Below are 23,166 nucleotides of genomic sequence, written 5' to 3'. Positions count from 1 at the left end.
GCTAAAGCTCAAGAAGCAGCTGAAGCTCAAGCAGAAGCTAAGGCTCAAGAGGCAGCTAAAGCTCGTGAAGCAGCTAAAGCTCAAGAAGCAGCTGAAGCTCAAGCAGAAGCTAAGGCTCAAGAGGCAGCTAAAGCTCGTGAAGCAGCTAAGGCTCAAGAAGCAGCTGAAGCTCGTGAAGCGGCTAAAGCTCGAAAACCAGCTACACAACAACCTGTTGCAAAGGAAACTGAAACAAGTGCACCATCATCTTCTCGTGAGTTACAAGTTGTAGCAACGGCTTACACAGCAGATCCACTTGAAAATGGTTATAAAGCAGGCGAGCAAGTAAAATCAGCAATGGGTCATAACTTAACAGCTAATCCAAACATGAAACTAATTGCAGTTGATCCAAGTGTCATTCCATTAGGTTCAAAAGTATGGGTTGAAGGTTACGGAGTAGCAATCGCTGGTGATACTGGTGGAGCTATTAAAGGACATAAAATCGACGTTTTAATGCCTGATAAAGGTACATCTAGTAACTGGGGACGTAAAACAGTTACAGTGAAAGTATTAAACTAGTTCGTATAAAAAAGGGTCAGTCTCATTGTTGAGACTGACCCTTTTTTTATGATTTTCACATTCTTTCTTTCTCTTGAAAGTAAGCAATATTGTCTCGAAGCCACTTCCTCTCCGCCATAAACAAGTTTCCACGTTTTTTGTACACTTTATCAAACGTCTTTAAAACTTCTTCATGACCAACAAACTTATGTAAAAAACGCAGGGCGATGACAATCTCTGATTCGTCAGTAGGCTCTACTTCATTTTTACGTCTTCTAGAAACAACTTTCGTTACACGTTCGCAAATTGGTTTAATCGCCATTTCATCTCCATATGCATAAATAGCTCGAATAGCCTCATATTTCACTATGACATTTCTATCAGCTAAACCATCAATATAAACTATTTGTAAGTCTGTTCTTCCGATTTCTGCTAAAGTCTCAATAGCTGCTGAACGAATATACGCACTATCGCAGTGTAAAAGTTTCGTTAAAGGTAGAATTGATCGCTTTGTTCCAATCTCATATAAAGTGGCACATATATTTACAATATCATCTCGATTCTCTTCCACTGTAAGTAACTTCAATAAAGCACCTTCTGCTCCCAACGATTTACACAACTTTAAAGCGATGACAGCAGAATAACGGACTCCACTATTTTTATGATATATGTAAGGAATAATTTTATGCGCATTGCTTGCTTCAGATAATTTACTTAAATCTATAAGCATGCTATTTAACACTATCCTGCTTTCTTCACTTTCTAACCGATCTATCAAATAATCCGCAATATACATCTCTTTAGTATTTATTGCAAGTTGTGTAATTAAAAAATAAAGGTTTGTTTTTATATATATTTTTCGTGCTCCCGTTACTTTCTCTTGCAAACAAGAAAAAAGCGATACATCATTTAACTGTCTTGCTTCTTCATACGCACATTGCTGAATACCTGCTTCTTCATCATCCATCCGCTTTAATAAATCAGCTATATACTCTTCCATCTCCTTCTCTCCCGTCCAAATTAAATCTATCTCTTTGCATTCTACATACGATAGACTACCATTTCAACAGAAAAAAGAGGATGCCATAGCATCCTCTCCTCTCCTACCTTTCCCTATTCCACACAAGTAAACTGTGTCCAAGCTCCTACATAATCTAGTAAGAATAACTCCTCTTCTGCAATTGTACCGACAATATTTTTCCGTTCATCTATCGGCATTTCTTTTAGAATGATTTGCAGTTCACCTTTATACTTTCCGAATGAGTTGTTACCAATTACAACTTGCCCTCTTTCCTGTAATACACTTTCGCGTACTGGGAAGTCATAGTCTTTATACTTTTTACGTACTTCTGTAGAGCGCACCATATATTCTGTTATGTCGCCGCGTCTTACGTGTAATTCTTGCAGCGTGGCTTTCTTCTCTACTTCAGTCGCTTCGTCTACAAAGTGTACCTTTAGCTGTAACATGTAACGATTTAAGTTTCCTAGTTTCTCTAACTCTTCTTCACTCGCATAAGCATTTCCGATAATCACATCATCAATAAGCCCTGTCGCCCATAAATGTTTCGCTTGTACTTCAATCGGTAAGTTACGGTGTTGTTCTAACGTACATAATCCGTCGTTAATATCCCATGGGCCAATGTCAACTGCATGTGACGTAATAAATGCTGCCGTACGAATACCGTGTTTTTTAAAGCGTTCACTACAGCGAATGAAATAATCATACGGAAGACCAGTGAACTTTTGCGGATAGAAGTTATGACAACCAATTAAAGCTGGCTTATTCGCCTGATGCGAAAGAATATTTTCTAAATATGCAATATCATTGCTTACGTTTAGTTCAATTTTTAAGCCATACGGATTATTCGTCATTTTTGCTTCTGTTAATCCGTCAAAACCTAAATCTAGACGAATACCATCTGCACCTAACTCTGCAAAGAATGATAGGTCGCTATAACTAATACCAAGTTGATCAAATACTGCCGGGGCTACATCTAAAATAACTTCCATATTATGATCTTTTGCATGATTAATAATTTCTTTAAATTCAGCTACAATCTCTTCTTTCGGTCGATTCACAGATAATAGACATGTGAATATTCTTGAAAAACCGTGTCGTGCCGCTGCCGAAATGTATGCCATATCTTGTTCTTTCGTTGAATGCTCTGGATAAAGTGAAATTCCTAATTTACGCTCCATGCTTTTGCATCTCCTTCACACGTTGTATTAATGCCATGCTCGTAAATCTATATTTTGCAGATAAACATGTTGCACATAAAATCGTTGGCACAATAATTACGTACGGTGATTGTAACCCTAACATTACATAGGCACCCATTGAACTACCGATAAATAAAATTGATACGAGTAGTAAAACTAATAAAGATTTACTTTGTACCCATTTTGAATAATGTGCAATACACTGCCCCGCTACGAATGTAATTAAGATGATAATTGCTCCGAGCATTCTGTTTTCTCCTCTCCTGCTAATTGTTGTTTCTCATACATTTTGAAGAATGGATAGTAAATAACGAATGAGATAGCAAAGTTAACAAGTACAAGTACACCAGCCATAATTGTCCAGTCCGTACTAATAATAGCTGCAATTGGTGCCAGCATCGTAAATGGCAGTTTCGCCATCATCAGCGGAATCATACCTGAAACAACTGCGAAATATGACACTGTCGTTGTCACTAACGGTGTAATAACGAATGGAATAATTAAAATTGGGTTCATTACAATTGGTGCCCCGAAAATAATCGGTTCGTTAATATTGAATAAGCCTGGCACGAATGATAATCTACCTAACTCTTTTAGGAACTTAGATTTAGAGAACATAAACATAATAACTAAAGCTAACGTTGAGCCTGATCCACCGATCCATACGAACCATTGAATAAATTGCTCTGTAAATAAGTTTGGTAATTGATGTGCATTTCCTGTAGCAGTGAATACTTCCATATTCTCAAGGATTGCTGAATCCCACATCGGACGAATGATTGGTCCTAAAATCGCTGGGCCATGTATACCGAATGACCAGAAGAACACGATTAAGAATACTGTTAATAAACCGCCGAATAAATTATTTCCTACTAATACTGATTTTAGTGGTGCGATTAAATATGTAATTGTTGTATTTACATCAAATTTTAAACCGTAACGAATACCCCAGAATAAAAGAATAACGACTAAAGTTGGAATTAATGCTGCAAACGAATTTGCAACTGCTGGTGGTACACTGTCTGGTAATTTAATCGAGATATTATGCTTAATCATAAAGTGATAAATTTCTACTGCAATTAGTGCTGTAACAATTGCTCCGAATAAAGACGTGGCACTTAATGTTCCTACTGAAATGTATCTACCTGCATCAATAACACCTGGTACAGCTTTCGTAATTTGAATTGGTTCAACTGATGCTAGTAAAAAGGCGAGTACAGATAACAATCCTGCACTTAACTGATTGAGCTGATAAAAATTCGCGAGTGAAGCTCCTACCCCAAATGCTGCGTATAACGCCATTAAACCTACTGTAAATCGGAATGGAATATCTAAAATATGGCGAAACGGTGCAATCCACTCCATATATGCATCAATTGGTAAATTTAAAAAGATAACGAAAAATGATCCGACAATCGTTAACGGCAATGTAGAAATCACTCCGTTTCGAATTGCTAATAAATGTCGTTGTCCTGCAATCTTTTGCGTTGTTGGCATAATCTTTTGTTCCATAAAACTCATAAAACTATTCATCAATACCCCTCCTCTTTCTCTTTACTACGAAAGAATGAAATAAAGTTATAACATTATAATGTTTATATTTAAAAAAATATAATTATGCTAAAACTAATTGTTCTGCTTGTTTCAATACTTTTAAACCGTCACACATGCCATAATCTCGTTGTTCTATAATTGCAACCGGTATATCGTATGAGTTCGCAAGAAACTGTACAGCTGGAAACAAATACTTCACCTGTGGTCCGATTAAAACTACATCAGCATTTTTTATTTCCAGTTTCACAAGTTCTGAATCAACTGCTTTAATTTTATAATCCTTCCCTTGTTTCTTTGCCTCTTCTTGCATTTTTCTTACAACCATACTCGTTGACATGCCCGCTGCACAACATAATAAAATGTACATCTTATACTGTCACTTTCTCTTATACTCGTTTATGAAGAGTGATAAATTCTTCAGCAAGTTCTTTCACTGTAATTGCATTCATTAAATGATCTTGTGCATGCACTAACAGTAAACTGATTTCTGCATGATTTCCTCTTGCTTCTTCTTGAATTAAGTCTGTTTGAATGCGATGAGCTGCTGAAATTTCTTCACTAGCAAGTGTCATCTTTTCACTTGCATTCTCAAAATCTCCTTGTCTTGCAAAAGCGATTGCTTCAAGCGACGCGCTTCTCGCGTTGCCACCATGTAAAATTAACGCAAATGGAGTTTGCATATCAGTCATTTGAAATTCCCCCAACCTATCTTTTTTCTATATTGTTATCTTATTATGAAAACGCATACAATTAAACATAAAAAACTTCCGTTGTGTAACGGAAGTTTTTACATACTTTTCTTATAACGATAATAATATCTCTTGAAAATCTTCAATCACTTTAGCCTGAACTAATTTCTCTATCGTATTTTGACTAGACATAATATCATATAAAAAATCATACAGCCGTTGTAAATCTTCATTATTATTGCGCTTTACACTAAATAAAATAATAACTTGTACTTTTTTATCTCCCCAGTCAACGGACTTATCCAATGTACAAAACATCAAAAATGTTTTCTCACTTAATAACTGCATCGGGTGAGGTATCGCTACTAAATTCCCAACCGCTGTCGGAGATGTATTCTCTCTTTCCATAACAGAATCATAAAAATGTTCTGGTACATAGTTTTTCTCCGCAGCTTTCTCACATAAAAACTGGATAACCTCTTCCTTCGTAGAAGCGCTATGATGTAAAAAGATTAAATCTTCCTTTATATACTGCTGCACACTAGTATTCACATGTGTAAACAACTGCTGACCGATTGACTTAATCTCTTTATCATCAAATATTGAGTTTACTTTTATAACTGGAACGGGCAAACCACTCGGTATATGAATCGTACTAATAATACAATCTATTTTATCTTTATAAAGGTCTTCCACTTTCAATTGATAATAGCCTGTAATTCCCACAATCTCTAATTTATCTCGGAACTGTGATAGAATTTTATATTTCAATAGCTGGGCGCTTCCTTGGCCGGTCGCACAAACTAATAAACATCTTTTCTTTTGATTCTCTTCCTGTAAACGGCTCATCGCTCCACCGAAGTGAATCGCAATATAACCGATTTCACTTTCCGGAATCGATTCTCCCGTATATTCACCAATTATATCTCCAACAAGAACCGCAATTTCAAAAGCATACGGATAATTTTTTTTCACTTCTGCCAATAGAGGATTTCTCGTATTTAACTTATACTTCAAACGGTTTAATAACGTTTTTAAATGAACACCAAAACCAAATAATAATTCTTCATCATAATAAAAAATAAGATTCCGTTCTTCCGCTACTTTAAAAAGAATATGTTGCATGAATGCATATAAATCTTTCCCTAATAGTTCTTCCACATTTTCATAACGATCCTTCGCTGTAACAGCAGTACTTAATAAATGCATTGTTACATATAAAACTTCTTCTTCCGGAAATGAAAGTTGTAACGCTTTCTCTAAATCCCCTAAAATCTCTTTCGCAATTGTATATTCTTTCTTTATAATAAGTTCAGCTTGCTCTTTATTTAGCCCTTTTATATAATGTTGATCTTCACAACGCTTTAATGCGATTGCAATATGAATGACTAAATTATCAATTTCTATATCTGATAAATATATCGTTCCTCCCTCGATATACTTTAATATAACCGAACGGATAAGCGGTATATGAGGTAACGATACATATGTATCACTCTGATCAAATTGCTCATGAAACGGAGTATGGTCATAACGTGGTAAACCATATTGTGATAAACAAGAACGAATATTGAACTCTTCTCCCACAATACGTATACCATAATACGGTCTCTTTTCAATTTGTAATTTATAACGACCACATATATCTGTAACATCTTTCATAATTAAATTCACAGTCGATTTACTCACATAAATCTCCTCTGCTAACTGTGAAAGCTTCACATATCCCTCTGTCATTAAAATACGTTGCAGAATGTACGCTATCCTTTCTTCATAAGAAGTTGGGATTTTTTCTGTCTGTTTTTGAAATAGACCCACACAAAACTCTTCAAACTTCTTCGTTTGTATAATTTCTAGTTCGTATCCGGTCCTCTTTGCGATTCAATTTTCGCTCCGTTTTCTTCCAATATATCATTTAATAATTTTATATCTTTTTGAATCGTCTTCGTTGATACATGTAAACGGCTCGCTAAAAAAGCTCGATTTAACATCGATTTCTCTTCTAAAAACTCCTCTAAAATAGAAACTAATCGCTGATGCACCTTTGTCATAGCTCTTCCTCTCGCAATTTATATATAAAAAGGAAAAAGCTGCTGAAGTCAGTAGTTTTTTCCTTTTTTATTTAATCTATTTCTTTAAAGTAAATCCGAATTTATCCCATGCTTGTAAATAATCTAATAAGAAAATTTCTTCTTCCACAATTCGGCCAACTACATTTGTTTTTCCTGTATTCACCATATCTTTTAAAGCAATTTGCAATTCACCTTTATATTGACCATACTGTTCGTTATCAATTAAAAGATCACCGCGTTTAATTTCGCGTGTATTATGCGGTTTGAACTCTTCTTTCTTATATTTCACACGACTTTGTGTCGAGCGAATCATATATTCAGATACATCTCCGCGATAAAAATGCGGTTCCTCTAATACAATAATTTTTTCTAATTCTGTTGTTGTATCATATAACCCTATATCAAATGTTTGTTTCTCTTTATTTAATGCACCTAGTGCTTGTAATTCTTCTTCTGATGCATAAGCATTCGCAATAATGACATCATCAATTAATTCTGTCGCAAATAAATGCTTCGCTTGTGTTGTCATCGGTAATTCACGATGCTGCTCTAACGTACATAACCCTTCTGTTACTGGCCAAGGTCCGTATGTTGCATCAAATGATGAAATAAAAGCAGCTGTTCTCATACCGTAATCTTTAAATTGTTTCGAGCATTTAATGAAATGATCGTATGATAATCCTGAATAACGATGTGGATAAAAATTATGGCAACCAATTAAATTTTCACGGTTTGGTCTATGGCTCATAATGTTATCTACATATTTCGTACCATTACTCATATTAATTTCAATTTTTAAGCCGTATGGATTGTAAGTCATAATCGATTCTTCTAAACCAGAGAAACCGACATCTAACCGAATACCGTACGCTCCTAGCTCATGGAAGAACGATAAATCATTATATGAAATACCTAATTGTGTAAAGACAGATGGACTAATATCAACTAACACTTGGAACCCTAATGCATTTGCATGAGAGATCGTTTCTTTAAACTCTTCTATAATTTTCTCTTTTTCTCCATCTACAGACAATAAGCATGTGAATACACGATTAAATCCGTATTTACTTGCTAATGTTAAATATTCCTTATCTTTCTCTACTGTTGAATGTTCTGGATAAATAGAAATACCTAATCGTCTCATATGTACACGCCTCTTTCTTCATTGTTTTGTAAACCTTTTCAAATATATGTAGTGAAAAAGTATGTATCCCCTTCTCATTCACTACTTTTGAATCCGCTTTCTTTAAAGAAAAAACAATTTCTATCATTCATAACAACTACCAGTCTATACATCTATACTTTACATCTTTTTTTCATAGTTGTGTAGCTTTTACACAAATTTGTCAGTTTTTCACCTCAAAAATTGTTATACGTTTTCAAGGCACCTTCCTTGACTGTTACATTGACCAATACATATACTCGAAAGAACAGAGATAAAGTGAAACTTTAATCAATGGGGGGTGTTCATCCCCCACTGATGATTAGTTGAACCAATCGGGCATTTACGGGCAGCCCGACTCCCGCCTAACTTCTTTGCTCCAGCCGGATTTTGAGGTGGGAGTTTTACTGCCCGTTAATAGCGGGAAAAATTTATATAGGGGATGAATATATGGGAGAGGCAATACTCGTAAAACGAGAACCGTTATGGACAAAAGAGTTTGTTGCGCTAATTCTAGCAAACTTATGTATGTTTTTAGGGTTTCAAATGTTAATTCCTACTTTACCTGTTTATGTGAAAGAAATTGGCGGCACAAGTTCCAATATCGGATTTGTTGTCGGTATGTTTACCGTTGCAGCACTTTTTGTTAGACCGCTAACTGGTAATGCCTTGCAAAAGTTCAGCAAAAAAATCATTTTAATGATTGGTACTGCTATTTGTTTACTCGCTATGGGCAGTTATCTTTTCGCTTCAACTATCTTCCTATTGCTTGCCGTTCGAATTTTACACGGAGCTGGTTTTGGTATTACAACGACTACATATGGAACTGTCGTTTCAGATTTAATTCCGCAAGCTCGCCGCGGTGAAGGAATGGGATATTTCGGTCTTTCTGGAACGATTGCGATGGCGCTCGGTCCACTTATCGGACTTTGGCTTATGCAAACATATAACTTCACAATTCTTTTTTTATGTGCACTTTCCTGTACAGTAGTTTCATTAATATTAACGAAACTACTTCAAATCAAAAAATCGCCACAACCACCACAGCAAGCATCTGGTACCTTTCTCGATGGATTTATTGAGCGCAAAGCTTTACTTCCTTCATTATTAATATTATGTATTACATTAATGTACGGAGGAATCGGGAGCTTTATTACATTATTTGCTACGGAAGTCGGCATTGCTGATATAAGCCTCTTCTTCTTATTTAATGCACTTGCGATCGCTGTCACTCGTCCGTTTTCTGGAAAGTTATACGATGCGAAAGGTCATACATTCGTTATCATTCCAGGAGTTATTATTACGTTTGTAGGTATTATTTTATTGTCGTATACAACTACCATTCCGAGTTTAATTATTGCAGCAGCATGCTACGGAAGTGGATTTGGAGCGATTCAACCTGCACTACAAGCATGGATGATTGACCGAGTAGCACCGCACCGACGAGGAGTTGCAACAGCTACATTCTTCTCAGCATTTGACCTCGGAATTGGCGCTGGCGCAATTATATTTGGATTCATTGCACATTTTACAAACTATGCAACTGTATATCGCTATTCCTCTCTACTCCTTATTGCTTTCCTGTTCATTTACATCACAAGTGTAAGGAAACAAAAGCATGGAAATAAAAATACAGAAAAAGCTGCTGGATAATTTCAGTGGCTTTTTTTATCGTATTTTTGCTGTTATAAAACTACATGCATTTTCCTACATATTTTTTAACTTTCATCAAAAAATATAAGATGAATTCGCAGACACTTTCCTTCATATTCAACCGAACAATACTATTCTAAAAAGTGTGATTTCTTTACAAAAATACGATTTGCAAAAGATAAAAACCAATTAAATCCAGCTGTTTCTTTAAAGAATTGTAAACTTTTCATCCCTTTGTAAATTTAGTGTAAATTTTACTGATAAACCGTTTACAGTGTCTCAAGGTTTAGTTAATAATTACATCGTACATGAAATTTAAGGAGTGGAATGCGTGGAATATAATGTTCAAGATATGATCTTCCAGTTCATTGGTGGATTAGGTATTTTCTTATTCGGGATTAAATACATGGGCGATGGACTGCAACAAGCAGCTGGAGATCGTCTTCGCGATATTTTAGATCGCTTTACAACAAACCCACTTATGGGTGTACTAGCAGGTATGTTAGTTACTGTATTAATCCAATCAAGTTCAGGAACAACCGCTTTAACAGTCGGACTTGTAAGTGCCGGATTTATGACATTAAGACAAGCAATCGGTGTTATTATGGGTGCGAACATCGGAACGACAGTTACTGCCTTTATTATCGGAATTAAAATCGGAGAATACGCTCTCCCAGTTATGGCAGTTGGAGCAATTTTACTATTCTTCTTTAAAAATAAAAAAGTACATTCTGTAGGTCAAGTTGTATTCGGTTTTGGTATGTTATTCTTCGGTTTAGAATTAATGAGCGCAGGTATGAAACCTCTTCGTTCTTTAGAGTCATTCCAAGAGTTAATGGTTAGCATGAGTGACAATCCAATTTTAGGAATTATTGTCGGTACAGTGTTCACTTTAATTGTACAAAGCTCAAGCGCCACAATCGGTATTTTACAAGAACTATTCGGTCAGGGCGCTATTGATTTACAAGCTTCTCTTCCTGTATTGTTCGGTGATAACATCGGTACAACAATTACAGCAGTATTAGCAGCAATCGGTACTTCTATTGCCGCAAGACGTGCAGCATTAGTTCACGTTATCTTTAATATTATCGGTACCATTATCTTTACAATTTTATTAGTACCATTTACAAGTTTAATCCAATATTTCCAAACGTCATTAAACTTAAATCCAGAAATGACAATTGCATTTGCACACGGAACATTTAACGTAACGAATACAATTATTCAGTTCCCATTCATTGCAGTATTAGCATGGATTGTAACGAAAATTATTCGTGGTGAAGATTCATCTATTAACTTCAAACCGCAACATTTAAATCCAATCTTTATTGAGCAATCTCCAGCTATCGCTTTAACTGAAGCTCAAAAAGAGGTTGTGCGTATGGCTGAATTTTCATTACACGGCTTAAAAGAAGCGAATCAATATTTAAATACACAAGACAAAAAGCATGAAAACATGGCTACTCAATTAGAAGGAGCTATTAACAATTTAGATAAAAAAATTACCGAGTATTTAGTTTTACTATCGGAAAAGCCACTTTCACCAACAGACTCTGAGAAGCATTCTGTTTTAGCAGGTGTAGTCGGAGATATTGAACGTGTCGGTGATCATGTAGAAAACCTTGTAGAACTTGTAGATTTCCAAATTTCGAACCGCGTTTCACTATCAGATGAAGCACTAGCTGAACTAAATGAAATGCTTGAATTAACGATTTCAACATTACAAGACGCAGTCGAAGCTTTAACAAACTTCGATACTGAACTAGCTCAAACTGTAATTGCGAAAGAACGTAAAATCGACCAAATGGAACGTGTTCTTCGTAAACGTCACGTACTACGTCTGAACGAACGTAGCTGTTCAGGTGATGCAAGTATCATCTTTGTTGATATGGTAAGTAACTTAGAGCGTATCGGTGATCACGCTGTGAATATCGCTGATGGTGTTTTAGGTGAACAAGGTAAAATCAATTTAAAACAATCATTATAATAAAAAAGGGACGCTAACTTAAGCGTCTCTTTTTTCATTTCATATTTACAACCGTTCTTCCTTTTAACTTTCCTTGCAATATAAGTGTAAACTTCTCATCTAACTCTTCTAATGTGCATTCTTCTGTATAAGATAGTAACTCTTTATTTTCCCATTCACTTGCTAAGAGCGTCCACACATCTCTTCTCACATCCACTGGGCATTGCACAGAATCTATCCCTAACAGGCTTATACCTCGCAAAATAAACGGATATACCGTTGTTTGTAATTCCTGGCCTGCCACATTACCGCATGTCGTTACGCAACCACCATACTTTACCATTTTTAAAGCGGTTTCTAGCATATGTCCGCCTACAGTATCGATAACCCCAGCGTATATCCCTTTTAACATTGGTCTTCCTGATTCATCATTCAATTCCGCGCGATGAATCACTTTTTTCGCTCCTAGATGTAGTAGCATCTCTTCCTCTTCCATTTTCCCTGTCGCTCCTACTACATTAAATCCTAACTTACTTAAAATACTAACAGCTACGCTCCCTACACCGCCTGTGGCACCCGTTACTAACACATCTCCCATATTAGGCGTGATGCCTGATCCAATAAGCTTATATACTGATAAAGCAGCTGTAAAACCTGCTGTCCCGTACATCATGCTTTCCTTTACTGACATTCCCTCTGGTAAAGGAATAATCCAAGATGCTGGCACGCGAATATATTCTCCGAAACCACCAGAAGTATTCATCCCTAAATCATATCCCGTTACAATGACTTGATCTCCTGCTTTAATGGTAGCATCTTCACTACTCACAACCACTCCTGCTGCATCAATGCCTGGCGTATGAGGATATGTTCTCGTAACACCTTTATTACCTGTGGCTGAAAGAGCATCTTTATAATTTAATGAAGAATAATGAACCAGTATTAATACGTCTCCCTCAGGTAAACTACTTACTTCTCTCTCTACAACGTTTCTTACAAACTGCTTACTTTCTATTTCGTTTACAACAATTGCTCGGAATGATGTATGATTCATTATGCTCTCTCCTTTATCTGTAAATTTCTTCTTTATTATATAGAAGAAATAAGTAAACCTACACATTTCTTCTTGGCTATATTTCAACAAATCTTACTTCTCTATTACTTTCTCACAATACATATTTTCATTTCTACCAAAACAACTTATACTTATTCTACATCTCAAAAATAAAATATAAAAAATCTGACTTTTTATAAATATATTGAATTTTTACGAAATGTAAATGTTTTGTAATGTTTTTTTTCGTCAAATTTCATTATAATAAGTGGATATGAGTGTCGTATTTCAATCCAAATGAAGGAGTACAAGAAATGGAGCAAAACCCATCTTTGCAAGAAAATACACGCAGTAAACCGAAAAAAGGTAAGAAAAAAACAAAAATTATTATAAGCGTTATTCTATTCTTTTTAATAATAGGTGGCGGTTATACTTGGTTTTTAGTAAATAAAGCATCTTCTGCTGTTCGAAATGCCGCACACGATTTAGCGCGCGGTGATAAATCTGATTTACGTGATAAAGCTGTAAAACCTATCGCAAATAACGTCTCTGTCTTAGTCATGGGTGTTGATGAAAGCGATGTCCGCGGGAAAGAATATGGTGAAGCTATAAGAACGGATGCACTATTACTTGCAACGTTTAATAAAGATAGCAAAACTGTAAAACTATTAAGCATTCCACGAGATACATATACTTATATTCCAGTGGAAAAGAAAAAAGATAAAATTACACACGCTCATGCATACGGTTCTACTAAAAACGGAAAAGATGGTGGACCACAAGCAAGTATTGATGCAGTTGAAAAATTAATGAATGTTCCTGTTGATTACTTTGTAAAGTTTAACTTCAAATCATTTATGAAAATTGTCGATGATTTAGGCGGGATTGAAGTCGATGTACCAGTTGAATTTACTGAACAAGATAGTAATGATACTGCTGATGCAATTCATCTGAAAAAAGGTGTTCAAAAGCTAAATAGTGAAGAAGCTCTTGCTCTTGCTAGAACGCGCCACATCGATAGTGATGCAATGCGTGGACAACGTCAACAACTCGTTATTGAAGCAATTTTAAAGAAACTAACAAGCGTTGGATCTGTAACAAAAGTTGGTAACATCATTGATGATATTAACGGACAATTCGTTACAAACTTAACATTCGATGATATGCTTTCATTCTATAAGTATGGCTCGGATTCAGAAATTGAAAAATTACAAATTCAAGGTGAAGACTGCTATATGGCAAAAGGTGACGATACATGTAGCAAATCTGCTGGCGGCGGCCGAACATATTACTACAATCCAGACAAAAAAGAATTAGCAAAAGTTACAAACGATCTTCGTGCTCACCTTGGATTACCTGCATATACAAAAACAGACTCTGATTCGAAGAAAACAAGCACAGAGAAAACAAAAGAATCTAAGTCAGAAAACTCAAGTGAACGCGAATCAAGTAACAATGAAGTGAAAAATAAAAATAGCAGTGAAGATACAGAAACATCGTCTAACGACAATGAATAAAAAGAAGCAGTTCTCTATGGAGGTAGAGAGCTGCTTCTTTTTTATTTCTTCAATACCAAAAATCAGAACTTTCTAACTATCTTTTTTAATATTTTTAAATTATAATAAATAATAGCAATCTATTCCAATTATCAGGGGGCTCATACATATGAAAGCTGCAGTAAAACATAACATCTCAGATTTTAAAGACTACTTAAAATCCAACGATATATACATGGAAGAAAATATAGATGAAAATGATGGTTCTGTTCATTTTTCAGTAGGATTAGAAACAGAAGCCGGCGCAAAAATTCAACTAATCGCTGCTTTCCAAAACGAACATCCTACTGTGGATATATACTGCTTCAATGTTGCTCACGTACCTGATGCAACATCAACAAATGATATTTTGCACGTTATCAATGAATTAAACACATCTTATCGATTTGCAAAATTCACATTAAACAAGCAAAATGCAATTGATATTTCAGCATCACTTGCGTTCTCAGAACCAAACTTTAATCCAGCACTTGTCTTTGAACATACGAGAATGCTATATAAATTAGCAAATGACGAATATAAAAACTTAATGAAAGTTATTTGGGCATAGATCAGCCTGCACCAATCAGGCGATTACTACCTTCAAATAGCGGGATAAATAAAAGGATGGGCTGCAAGCAGCACCATCCTTTTATTTCGATATCATATCAATCCACATCTTAACAGCAGTGCCTACAATCAAAATCGATAACATATATTGAAGTGCTTTTTGATTGATCCTCTTCCCAACTCGCGCTCCAAGCGGCGCAGCAAAGATACTTGCAATCGCAATAATGAGAGCTGGAATTACGACCACTTGTCCAGTTATCACTTTTCCAGTCGTAATCCCGATTGAGGAAATAAACGTAATAGCGATAGATGTTGCTATTGTTGTACGTATCGGCAATTTTAAAATAACTAACATAATCGGAACTAATAAGAAAGAACCGCCAGCACCAATAATACCTGATGCTCCGCCTACAATAAACGCTAGTAAACTTGCTAACCATTTATTGTATTTCACTTTATCACCATTATTTCGCTTCGGTACGAACATCATAATAGCAGCAATTGTTGCTAACGCGGCATAAACAACATTGACCGTGTGTTCCTCTAATACGTTAGCACCAAAACTCCCTATGAAACTTCCTACTAATATACTAGTTCCCATATACATAACTAGCGTTTTATCCATATCATTACTTTTCCGATAGGCCCATGCCCCTGCAAAAGTTGCAAAGAATACTTGCACCGCTGTAATACCACTCACTTCATGTGACGTATAGCCAGTAAATCCTAGCAATACCGGAATGTATAGGATCATCGGATAATTAATAATCGCACCGCCAATTCCAACCATTCCTGATATAAACGATCCTATAAACCCAATTATAAAAAGTAATACGACTAAACTCACCTTATATCCCCCGCCTTCTAAAAAGAAGGTGATTTAAATGAATAAGTTTACATTCCCATCTGAAGCATCTGCTAAATAAGCTCCTACTCCTGCAAACTCTACCCCTTCCATAATCTCTTCCTCTTTTAACCCTAATAAATCTACCGTCATTTGACAAGCTACAAGTTTAATCCCCTGTTCTTTCGCCAAATCCATTAAATCTGGTAAAGGCATCGCATTATGTTTTTTCATAATACCTTTAATCATCTTCGGTCCCATACCGGCAAAATTCATTTTTGATAATCCCATCTTATCCGCACCACGCGGCATCATTTTTCCAAATACTTTTTCTATGAACGTTTTCTTTACCTTCACATGTTCATCTTTCCTTAAAGCATTTAATCCCCAAAAAGTATGAAAAATAGTCACCTCTTGATCGTACGCCGCTGCACCATTTGCAATAATATAAGCAGCCATCGCTTTATCATAATCTCCGCTAAATAAAACAATTGTTGTTTTCTTCTGTTGTTCCATGTTGTTCTCCCTCCAATTACCTATAGGGGTATATTATTATTTGTAAAAAGGCTCAAATCATTTATCTCTGTAACTATACGACTTTACCTTCCCACGCTAACATACCACCTACCATATTGATTGCTCGGAAACCGTAGCTCTCTAAAAACTGAACTGCTCTTCCACTTCTTCCGCCAGAGCGACAAACAATAATATATTCTTTCTTTTTATCCAACTCATGCATTCGAAACTCTAATAATCCTAGTGGAATATTACACGCTTCTGGGATTTTCCCCTCGGCGACTTCTTCTACTTCACGTACATCTACGATATTTACTACTTCTTTACGTAACAATTTTTCTTCTAATTCTTTTGCTGTCATTTCTTTCATTTTAAATTTCCTCCTCACAAGCCATTCATCCCGCCTGAAACATTGATAACGTGCTGAAACCCTAATTTCTTTAATTCTTTTGCTGCTTGCTTACTTCTCATCCCGCTCTGACAAATAACGATTACTTCCTTATTTTTATCTAACTGATTTGCCTTACTCGCTAACTCATTTAGCGGGATATTTTGAAATCCTTTCATATGATTTCCTCTATATTCACCTACTGTGCGAACATCGATAAATTGTTTTCCTTCTTTTCCTGCTATACTCTTTAATTCTTTTCCACTTATATTTTGAACACCTTTCACCGGTAAAAAACGTGAAATAACAAGCGCTGCAGCCAGTACAATGAAAAGCGTACTTAATATTGTATTCATATAACCAACCTCTCTACATTTATAAACATGCTACGCCTTCTTAATCCAAAACTTTAGCACATCAGCTGCTTCTTCATGCTTTATGATGTCATGACCACCTTTATTTGCCCACGCTGGAATATCCTTAACTGACCCTTTATCTGTTACATGTACTTCTAACACTTCTCCAGTTTGTAAAGTATCCATCGCTTTCTTCGTTCTTACAATCGGCATCGGACATGCTAAACCTTTCGCATCTAATACTTGTTTTACATTCATCATCTATTCCTCCATTCTTTATTTTTTTATTATTCATGAACTGCACAACGGTTTGGACCAATCTCCATTTCACGCTCTTCATCCACACTCGGATGGATTTTACCCATATTCGTTTGACGAATTTCTTCGTAAGCATTCGGCTGAGGTGGTAAATTCTCCGTTACAACTTTACGAAACTCTCCCTCATCCTCAATGTTTAGTCCTGCATTATACGCAAACAAATCGTTTAACTTTGCGCTCACAACACCATTCTCATCCATTTCACTTATTTTTGAATAATGAGCTGGTAACACGATTAATTGTTGAGATAGTACTTTATATCGATCATATAAAGTTTCTCGTAAATCACTCACCCAATCTTCAGCCTTTCCAGCAAGATCTGGACGCCCGATTGAATCTACAAATAAAATATCACCTGATAATAAATAGGAATCATCTACAATAAATGATGTACTTCCAATCGTATGCCCCGGTGAGTATAATGCGTCAATTTCAATTTTAGTCCCCCCCACCGTAATAACAGATCCCTCAACAAGCGATTTATATGAGAAAACGACTTCCTCCGCATCTTTTGGCGGTAACCAATACGCACCACCTACTTTTTCAGCTAACTTACGTCCACCCGAAATATGGTCTGCATGTAAATGTGTATCCATTACATTCGTAATCGTAACGCCATGCTCTTTCGCAAACTCTTCATATGCTTCAACTGTTCTTACCGCATCAATAACTGCTGCCTCACCGTTTGAAACGACCATATAAGATAAACAGCCTTTTCCAAGACGGTTAAATTGATATATACTTCCTCCGCCCTGTACATCTCCTACTTTTAACGGCTTCACATATTCACTCCAAGCTTTCATACCGCCAGCTAAATAATAAATATTTTCTAATCCGGCCTCTGTTAATTGCTCTGCCACAAATATAGAAGACCCTTCTTTTGCACATACTACTAAAACATCTTTATCTTTAGGTAATTCACTTACAATATGATCTACACCATCTAACAAATCAAAATACGGTTTATTTATAGAAGAAATTTGTCTCCCTTCAATTTTCCAATCTTCATAATCCGTCTCATTACGAACATCTAAAATAAACAACTCTCCAAATAAAACTTTCTCTGCAACCTCTTTTGCATGTAACGAGTTAACATTCATCTAATTACTCCCATAGGTATATTTTCGTTTAAAAAATTTTACTTTTCCACATTTCCTTGCCACTCTAACATACCTGGAATGACATTTTTCACATTTAAATATCCTCGCTCTTTCAACATTTGGCAAGCTACATCACTACGGTTACCAGTTCGGCAAACAACATAAATTTGCTTCGTCTGATCTAATGCTGCACTGCCCAGTTCGCCTAATGGAACTGAAATAGCCGCTGGAATATGACCAAAAGCGAATTCCGCTGCTTCGCGAACATCTACTACAATACATTCTTCACCGTTTAATAATATATTTTGCAATTCCGCATTTGTAATTGTATGAGGATATTTCACTACTTCATTCACTTCATGCTCGTGTGCTTTTCTAACGTAATGTATCAATAGATTGCCTTCGTGTTTCGTCCCGATATATTGATGACCTACTTTACTCGCCCAACTTTGTATATCTACAGTAGACCCTTTATCTGTTGCCTGAACTTCAATCACTTGCCCTGATGTCAAACCTTCCATCGCCTTCTTCGTCTTCACAATCGGCATCGGACAAGCCAATCCTTTACAATCTAAACTCATATCCACTTTTATACTCATAGTCGATTCCTACACAATTTATATACTTATACCTGTATGGGTATATTAAAATGTTTTTGAAAATCTGTCAACACTTATGTTTGACAGATTATCGGCTTTTTACAAGTAATTGAACAGCTTCTTTAATTAACTCTTCATTTGAACCGTTACCACTTTCAAACTGTTCACGTAAACATTGCTCTAAATTTGTTCCCACAACAAGTCCAATTGTACGATCAAGTGCAGAACGAGATGCCGTTAACTGTGTAATAACCTCTCGGCAATCTTTTCCTTCTTCCATCATACGAAGTACACCACGAACTTGACCTTCAATACGTTTCAATCTATTTTTCATATCTTGATTGTATTCCACTGTAGACCACCTCCGTATTTATAACTACATTATACATTACTTTGTAACTTTGTATAATATCATATACCCTAAAGGGTATATTGTAAAGTGTTATGTTTTTTTGAACCTTTCTAACGTATAGTAAAAATGCAAAAGTCACTGATTTTATTGACCTTTGCATTTCTCAACTACACTGCATTATTATCTTATTTCTTATAAACTTTTTACAAAACTATAATCCATTTCCCCGCCTAGTGCTTCAGCCGTATCACCAGTTTCTCTAAAATCATGTGTATATATTTTTTCAAATGAACCGAAATCTACTTGCCTATAAAATTCAAAACAAGGGAATCCATCATGCTCTCCTTGAATATCAACACTACCATCCTTTTTCACACATACATGTAATAAATAATCTACAGGAGGTGCATATATATTTAACGGATTACTTGCGCTCGCACTCATTTTAAATTGCACACCATCAAGATTCCATACGATATTCTTACACACAATATGTTCAGTACTCGCTTTTCCTATTCTTTTATTCACAGAACCATCTGGATGCGTAACCCTCTCTGTCGTAATACCCGTGTTCGCATATGAAAACACTTCTTCTTTATAAAAATCAACTACTACCTCTTGCTCAACTCTAGAGCGCATAGTATTTACCGCATGTGGTGTAAATTCGCGTGAATCACCTTCGAATTGAATTATTTTTCCTGTTTCCATATCCTTCTTCGGTTCTGTCCAAGACATTGGAATAAATACGTTAGCTCTAATTTTTACGATATTAACCATATGAAACCTCCGTCGATTTTATTTATATAAATCATTATTTGTACTATACAAGATATAATCAATTTGATTGACTATATCTTGTATAGTACAATAGGTTTCACATGTAGTCAACTTAATTGACCACAATTACGGAGGTTATATACATGAATCATCAAACATTTAACGAACTAGACCTTACTTCACTTTTATCGTTATCTTTCAGTACATTAATTACTGAACTGCATGACAGATTAAATGAATTGGGCTTTGAAGATATTAGACCAGCACACGGTTTTATGTTCAAACGTATCCTTCCTAATGGAGCAACAGGTATAGAATTAGCTGATTATTTAGGAGTTTCTAAGCAAGCTGTAAGCAAAATGATAGATTCTCTTGAAAACAGTGGTTATGTGACACGCAAAAAGCATCCTACTGATAAAAGAGGCAAAATCATTATTTTAACTGAACGTGGTTTAGCCGTAATGAAAGCGAAAGAAGAAATAGTAGCTGAAATAGAGCAACGATGGATTGAAAACATAGGTGCTGAACGAATGCAAACGCTCAAAGAAGACTTAACAACATTCGTTACTAAAGAAAACACAGAGAAATTATCATCAAATATACGACCTGTTTGGTAAATAAAAACTCCAAATAAAAAAAGAACGGACATAGAATGCTATGTCCGTTCTTTTCATCACACATACTTCCGATGCACCATCTTCCCATCATAAGAAAACACAACGCCCTTACTCTCAACAATCGACTCCATATGCACCGTTCTTCCCCATAATTGATGAATATATGGCAATACTTTTTCTAAGTATTTTAAATCGAGCTCAATTCCTTCGTAACTATGTTTAATGTACAATTCTCCGTTCTTTAAGTAGTCCCCGTCTTCTACTACTAAGTACGGGAAGCCGCCATTTGTACGCATATTTACGAGCTGATCACGTACATGTTCCCATTCTTTATCTATTACTTTATATTCTTTTCCTTGGCGCTGGAATAAGTACATATCTTCTCTCATTACGAGATCTTTGTTTAAGTAGTTTCTTAAGAACGATACATCCCATTCAATTTCGCGTACTTCAAAGATTTTGTCACGACCAGATCCCGGTTTTACACCGCGTCGTTTCATTTCTTCTGTCGGATTGTTGTAACGTTCTTCAATATCTTCAAACATTTTAATACCAAGGTAGTATGGGTTAATGCTCGTTTTTGATGGCTGAACGACACCTGCATTTAATTTCGCAAATTCGATTGCTTCATCAGATGTTAAGTCCATTTCGCGAAGTATACGTTGATGCCAGTATGATGCCCAGCCTTCATTCATAATCTTCGTTTCAAGCTGCGGCCAGAAATATAGCATTTCCTCACGCATCATCGTTAATATATCTCGCTGCCAATCTTCTAGCTCACGGCTATATTCTTCAATAAAGAGAAGTAAATCTTTCTCTGGTTGCGGTGGAATTTTCTTCTTTTTACGTACATTGGAACGTTCCCTCTTTTTATTGCGATCATCTAAATTCCATAGATCATCGTATTGCGATGCCTTTTTCTTTTCTACTTCTTCTTCCAAGTCATCAATACTCCACGCAAGTTTCGGACGCATAAGCGACGGATCGATATGTTCTTGAATGGCAAGTACGGCATCCAAAAATGTTTCTACTTCTGCCTTTCCATACTTATGCTCATATGCTTTCACGCGATCAGCTGTTGCCGCCATACTCTCCACCATATCTCGTTTCGTATTAGAGAAGCGAATATTATTTTTAAAGAAATCACAGTGTGCTAAAACGTGCGCTACAATTAATTTATTTTGAATTAACGAGTTCGTATCTAATAAAAAGGCATAACATGGATCAGAGTTAATAACGAGTTCGTATATTTTACTAAGACCTAAATCGTATTGTAATTTCATTCTGAAAAACTGTTTTCCAAAACTCCAATGTGAAAACCGCGTCGGCATCCCATATGCACCAAATGTATAAATAATTTCAGCTGGACATATTTCATAACGCATCGGATAGAAATCAAGCCCAAATCCAGTCGCAATTTCCGTAATTTCCGCAATCGCATATTGCAGTGCTTTATCGTCACTTGCTCTCATTATTTTCCCTCCTTACACTTTCCCTTAAGAAAGTGTATGATGAGGAACAAGCTTTCATGAGGATTGATTGCATAATAAAAAGACATCCTCATAAAAACGAGAATGTCTCATCTATTAACCTTCAATAATCTCCATCTTCTCCATAATCGGTGTACGAGCTTTTCCTTCTGGTGCTTTATCGAAATAACCAAGGTGAAGAATTCCAATGATGCGTTGACCTCTTGTTAAACCAAGTCCTTCTATAAATAATGGATTGTAGTTTAATCCGCCTGATTTCCAAACACAACCTAATCCACGTTCCCAAGCAAGCAGTTGGAAGTTTTGCATAAATGCACATGTTGCAGCGTAATCTTCGTCACGTTGAATTTGACGTGGGTCTTCATTTATATATACAACGATTTGTGCCGGCGTGTTTAAGAAACGATCGGATAAAATTTTACCGCGTTTCGCTCTTTCTTCTTCTGTGAAAGAGTTTAATACTGCGTCTACTAATTTTTGACGGCCTTCTCCAATGTATAATTTACAATTCCATGGTTCACGGTGTTTATGATTCGGTGCCCATGTTGCGTCGTTTAATAGTTCAATTAATAACTCTTTATCTACTGCTTTATCTGTAAATGTACGAACAGAACGTCTTTCTTTAATCACATTTGCGATGGAAGTATATGTAGTCATATTTTTCTCTCCCTTATTCTTATCTATATGTATACGTTTGTTATTGATATTGATTTTCAATTTCGATTATACCTTAGTTTTTTACTATTAATCAATGTTTTATGTTGGAAAACTTCCAAAAACGACATTTTATACTGTGA

The 23,166-nt window shown here is 35.8% G+C and carries 25 protein-coding genes and 1 pseudogene; 6 read left to right on the top strand and 20 right to left on the bottom strand.

Going from position 1 to position 23,166, the window contains the following annotated elements:
* Positions 1 to 558, top strand: a 558-nt coding sequence (locus PDL00_RS31870) for a 3D domain-containing protein (protein ID WP_270733550.1), incomplete at its 5' end; no start/stop codon positions are given.
* Positions 559 to 613: 55 nt separating this feature from the next.
* On the opposite strand, the gene PDL00_RS31865 is transcribed toward PDL00_RS31870, so the two are convergent.
* The 8 genes and pseudogenes from PDL00_RS31865 to PDL00_RS31830 all read right to left on the bottom strand — a co-directional run bounded on the left by PDL00_RS31865 (position 614) and on the right by PDL00_RS31830 (position 8,216).
* Positions 614 to 1,537, bottom strand: a complete 924-nt coding sequence (locus tag PDL00_RS31865; protein WP_270733548.1) for a HEAT repeat domain-containing protein — start codon at positions 1,535 to 1,537, stop codon at positions 614 to 616.
* 113 nt (positions 1,538 to 1,650) lie between these two features.
* Positions 1,651 to 2,736: a DUF871 domain-containing protein gene (locus PDL00_RS31860; protein ID WP_270733546.1), complete on the bottom strand. Its 1,086-nt coding sequence runs from the start codon at positions 2,734 to 2,736 to the stop codon at positions 1,651 to 1,653.
* Complete coding sequence (locus PDL00_RS31855; RefSeq protein ID WP_061680153.1) at positions 2,726 to 3,004, bottom strand: hypothetical protein; 279 nt, start codon at positions 3,002 to 3,004, stop codon at positions 2,726 to 2,728. Before PDL00_RS31855 ends, PDL00_RS31860 begins: the two co-directional genes overlap by 11 nt.
* Positions 2,980 to 4,290, bottom strand: coding sequence for a PTS sugar transporter subunit IIC (locus PDL00_RS31850; protein ID WP_270733544.1), 1,311 nt, complete (start codon positions 4,288 to 4,290; stop codon positions 2,980 to 2,982). The genes PDL00_RS31855 and PDL00_RS31850 overlap by 25 nt, the downstream gene beginning before the upstream one ends.
* An 82-nt stretch (positions 4,291 to 4,372) precedes the next feature.
* Positions 4,373 to 4,678 carry a PTS sugar transporter subunit IIB gene (locus PDL00_RS31845; RefSeq protein WP_061680155.1) on the bottom strand — a complete coding sequence of 102 codons (306 nt, stop codon included), beginning with the start codon at positions 4,676 to 4,678 and terminating at the stop codon, positions 4,373 to 4,375.
* A gap of 19 nt (positions 4,679 to 4,697) precedes the next feature.
* Positions 4,698 to 5,000 (bottom strand): PTS lactose/cellobiose transporter subunit IIA, encoded by a 303-nt coding sequence (locus PDL00_RS31840; protein WP_270733542.1) that lies wholly within the window; start codon positions 4,998 to 5,000, stop codon positions 4,698 to 4,700.
* A gap of 111 nt (positions 5,001 to 5,111) precedes the next feature.
* Positions 5,112 to 7,051, bottom strand: a pseudogene (locus PDL00_RS31835) (BglG family transcription antiterminator).
* A gap of 76 nt (positions 7,052 to 7,127) precedes the next feature.
* Complete coding sequence (locus PDL00_RS31830; protein WP_270733541.1) at positions 7,128 to 8,216, bottom strand: DUF871 domain-containing protein; 1,089 nt, start codon at positions 8,214 to 8,216, stop codon at positions 7,128 to 7,130.
* A 468-nt stretch (positions 8,217 to 8,684) separates the two neighbouring features.
* On the opposite strand from PDL00_RS31830, the gene PDL00_RS31825 reads away from it, so the two are divergent.
* Positions 8,685 to 9,887: an MFS transporter gene (locus tag PDL00_RS31825; protein ID WP_242254527.1), complete on the top strand. Its 1,203-nt coding sequence runs from the start codon at positions 8,685 to 8,687 to the stop codon at positions 9,885 to 9,887.
* Between the two features lie 331 nt (positions 9,888 to 10,218).
* Entirely contained in the window at positions 10,219 to 11,874 is a 1,656-nt protein-coding gene (locus PDL00_RS31820) for a Na/Pi cotransporter family protein (RefSeq protein WP_242254526.1), read from the top strand.
* 34 nt (positions 11,875 to 11,908) lie between these two features.
* On the opposite strand, the gene PDL00_RS31815 is transcribed toward PDL00_RS31820, so the two are convergent.
* Positions 11,909 to 12,907, bottom strand: coding sequence for a YhdH/YhfP family quinone oxidoreductase (locus tag PDL00_RS31815; RefSeq protein ID WP_270733539.1), 999 nt, complete (start codon positions 12,905 to 12,907; stop codon positions 11,909 to 11,911).
* 314 nt (positions 12,908 to 13,221) lie between these two features.
* On the opposite strand from PDL00_RS31815, the gene PDL00_RS31810 reads away from it, so the two are divergent.
* The gene (locus PDL00_RS31810) at positions 13,222 to 14,424 is read left to right on the top strand and encodes an LCP family protein (protein WP_242254524.1); all 1,203 of its coding nucleotides are present in this window, start codon (positions 13,222 to 13,224) and stop codon (positions 14,422 to 14,424) included.
* A 148-nt stretch (positions 14,425 to 14,572) separates the two neighbouring features.
* The gene (locus tag PDL00_RS31805; RefSeq protein WP_000642361.1) at positions 14,573 to 15,013 is read left to right on the top strand and encodes a hypothetical protein; all 441 of its coding nucleotides are present in this window, start codon (positions 14,573 to 14,575) and stop codon (positions 15,011 to 15,013) included.
* A gap of 81 nt (positions 15,014 to 15,094) precedes the next feature.
* Here PDL00_RS31805 and PDL00_RS31800 read toward each other — a convergent pair whose 3' ends face one another.
* From PDL00_RS31800 to PDL00_RS31760, 9 genes are all read right to left on the bottom strand, one after another.
* Positions 15,095 to 15,859 (bottom strand): sulfite exporter TauE/SafE family protein, encoded by a 765-nt coding sequence (locus PDL00_RS31800; RefSeq protein ID WP_270733537.1) that lies wholly within the window; start codon positions 15,857 to 15,859, stop codon positions 15,095 to 15,097.
* 33 nt (positions 15,860 to 15,892) lie between these two features.
* Positions 15,893 to 16,372 carry a DsrE/DsrF/DrsH-like family protein gene (locus tag PDL00_RS31795; protein WP_000437730.1) on the bottom strand — a complete coding sequence of 160 codons (480 nt, stop codon included), beginning with the start codon at positions 16,370 to 16,372 and terminating at the stop codon, positions 15,893 to 15,895.
* A gap of 73 nt (positions 16,373 to 16,445) precedes the next feature.
* A complete protein-coding gene (locus PDL00_RS31790) occupies positions 16,446 to 16,742 on the bottom strand; it encodes a rhodanese-like domain-containing protein (protein WP_061680163.1) in 297 nt (98 codons plus the stop codon).
* 14 nt (positions 16,743 to 16,756) lie between these two features.
* Positions 16,757 to 17,116, bottom strand: coding sequence for a rhodanese-like domain-containing protein (locus tag PDL00_RS31785; protein WP_242254522.1), 360 nt, complete (start codon positions 17,114 to 17,116; stop codon positions 16,757 to 16,759).
* A 30-nt stretch (positions 17,117 to 17,146) separates the two neighbouring features.
* Positions 17,147 to 17,377 carry a sulfurtransferase TusA family protein gene (locus PDL00_RS31780; RefSeq protein ID WP_242254521.1) on the bottom strand — a complete coding sequence of 77 codons (231 nt, stop codon included), beginning with the start codon at positions 17,375 to 17,377 and terminating at the stop codon, positions 17,147 to 17,149.
* Between the two features lie 26 nt (positions 17,378 to 17,403).
* Positions 17,404 to 18,534, bottom strand: coding sequence for an MBL fold metallo-hydrolase (locus PDL00_RS31775; protein ID WP_270733534.1), 1,131 nt, complete (start codon positions 18,532 to 18,534; stop codon positions 17,404 to 17,406).
* Between the two features lie 38 nt (positions 18,535 to 18,572).
* Positions 18,573 to 19,133 (bottom strand): sulfurtransferase TusA family protein, encoded by a 561-nt coding sequence (locus tag PDL00_RS31770; RefSeq protein WP_242254519.1) that lies wholly within the window; start codon positions 19,131 to 19,133, stop codon positions 18,573 to 18,575.
* 88 nt (positions 19,134 to 19,221) lie between these two features.
* Complete coding sequence (locus PDL00_RS31765) at positions 19,222 to 19,485, bottom strand: metal-sensitive transcriptional regulator (RefSeq protein WP_000456206.1); 264 nt, start codon at positions 19,483 to 19,485, stop codon at positions 19,222 to 19,224.
* A 192-nt stretch (positions 19,486 to 19,677) separates the two neighbouring features.
* Complete coding sequence (locus PDL00_RS31760) at positions 19,678 to 20,262, bottom strand: DUF3238 domain-containing protein (protein ID WP_242254518.1); 585 nt, start codon at positions 20,260 to 20,262, stop codon at positions 19,678 to 19,680.
* A gap of 143 nt (positions 20,263 to 20,405) precedes the next feature.
* Here PDL00_RS31760 and PDL00_RS31755 point away from each other — a divergent pair, with 143 nt between their 5' ends.
* Complete coding sequence (locus tag PDL00_RS31755; protein WP_270733531.1) at positions 20,406 to 20,879, top strand: MarR family winged helix-turn-helix transcriptional regulator; 474 nt, start codon at positions 20,406 to 20,408, stop codon at positions 20,877 to 20,879.
* A 56-nt stretch (positions 20,880 to 20,935) separates the two neighbouring features.
* Here the strand turns inward: PDL00_RS31755 and spoVR are convergent, their stop codons facing one another.
* On the bottom strand, positions 20,936 to 22,351 hold the full coding sequence (gene spoVR / locus PDL00_RS31750) for a stage V sporulation protein SpoVR (RefSeq protein WP_242254515.1): 1,416 nt from the start codon (positions 22,349 to 22,351) through the stop codon (positions 20,936 to 20,938).
* Positions 22,352 to 22,465: 114 nt separating this feature from the next.
* Complete coding sequence (locus PDL00_RS31745; protein ID WP_270733529.1) at positions 22,466 to 23,026, bottom strand: nitroreductase family protein; 561 nt, start codon at positions 23,024 to 23,026, stop codon at positions 22,466 to 22,468.
* Between the last annotated feature and the right edge of the window lie 140 nt (positions 23,027 to 23,166).

Source organism: Bacillus cereus group sp. TH152-1LC (genome assembly GCF_027710505.1).
GTDB classification, from domain to species: Bacteria; Bacillota; Bacilli; order Bacillales; family Bacillaceae_G; genus Bacillus_A; species Bacillus_A mobilis.
The sequence above is the reverse complement of the archived record's forward strand: the minus strand, read 5'-3'. Positions and strand labels throughout refer to the sequence as shown.

Excerpts from the sequence above, each read along its gene's own strand:
- PDL00_RS31865 (WP_270733548.1), bottom strand. The coding sequence starts at position 1,537 with ATGGAAGAGTATATAGCTGATTTATTAAAGCGGATGGATGATGAAGAA.
- PDL00_RS31860 (WP_270733546.1), bottom strand. The coding sequence starts at position 2,736 with ATGGAGCGTAAATTAGGAATTTCACTTTATCCAGAGCATTCAACGAAA.
- PDL00_RS31855 (WP_061680153.1), bottom strand. The coding sequence starts at position 3,004 with ATGCTCGGAGCAATTATCATCTTAATTACATTCGTAGCGGGGCAGTGT.
- PDL00_RS31850 (WP_270733544.1), bottom strand. The coding sequence starts at position 4,290 with ATGAATAGTTTTATGAGTTTTATGGAACAAAAGATTATGCCAACAACG.
- PDL00_RS31845 (WP_061680155.1), bottom strand. The coding sequence starts at position 4,678 with ATGTACATTTTATTATGTTGTGCAGCGGGCATGTCAACGAGTATGGTT.
- PDL00_RS31840 (WP_270733542.1), bottom strand. The coding sequence starts at position 5,000 with ATGACTGATATGCAAACTCCATTTGCGTTAATTTTACATGGTGGCAAC.
- PDL00_RS31830 (WP_270733541.1), bottom strand. The coding sequence starts at position 8,216 with ATGAGACGATTAGGTATTTCTATTTATCCAGAACATTCAACAGTAGAG.
- PDL00_RS31825 (WP_242254527.1), top strand. The coding sequence starts at position 8,685 with ATGGGAGAGGCAATACTCGTAAAACGAGAACCGTTATGGACAAAAGAG.
- PDL00_RS31815 (WP_270733539.1), bottom strand. The coding sequence starts at position 12,907 with ATGAATCATACATCATTCCGAGCAATTGTTGTAAACGAAATAGAAAGT.
- PDL00_RS31810 (WP_242254524.1), top strand. The coding sequence starts at position 13,222 with ATGGAGCAAAACCCATCTTTGCAAGAAAATACACGCAGTAAACCGAAA.
- PDL00_RS31805 (WP_000642361.1), top strand. The coding sequence starts at position 14,573 with ATGAAAGCTGCAGTAAAACATAACATCTCAGATTTTAAAGACTACTTA.
- PDL00_RS31795 (WP_000437730.1), bottom strand. The coding sequence starts at position 16,372 with ATGGAACAACAGAAGAAAACAACAATTGTTTTATTTAGCGGAGATTAT.
- PDL00_RS31790 (WP_061680163.1), bottom strand. The coding sequence starts at position 16,742 with ATGAAAGAAATGACAGCAAAAGAATTAGAAGAAAAATTGTTACGTAAA.
- PDL00_RS31785 (WP_242254522.1), bottom strand. The coding sequence starts at position 17,116 with ATGAATACAATATTAAGTACGCTTTTCATTGTACTGGCTGCAGCGCTT.
- PDL00_RS31780 (WP_242254521.1), bottom strand. The coding sequence starts at position 17,377 with ATGATGAATGTAAAACAAGTATTAGATGCGAAAGGTTTAGCATGTCCG.
- PDL00_RS31775 (WP_270733534.1), bottom strand. The coding sequence starts at position 18,534 with ATGAATGTTAACTCGTTACATGCAAAAGAGGTTGCAGAGAAAGTTTTA.
- PDL00_RS31770 (WP_242254519.1), bottom strand. The coding sequence starts at position 19,133 with ATGAGTATAAAAGTGGATATGAGTTTAGATTGTAAAGGATTGGCTTGT.
- PDL00_RS31760 (WP_242254518.1), bottom strand. The coding sequence starts at position 20,262 with ATGGTTAATATCGTAAAAATTAGAGCTAACGTATTTATTCCAATGTCT.
- PDL00_RS31755 (WP_270733531.1), top strand. The coding sequence starts at position 20,406 with ATGAATCATCAAACATTTAACGAACTAGACCTTACTTCACTTTTATCG.
- spoVR (WP_242254515.1), bottom strand. The coding sequence starts at position 22,351 with ATGAGAGCAAGTGACGATAAAGCACTGCAATATGCGATTGCGGAAATT.
- PDL00_RS31745 (WP_270733529.1), bottom strand. The coding sequence starts at position 23,026 with ATGACTACATATACTTCCATCGCAAATGTGATTAAAGAAAGACGTTCT.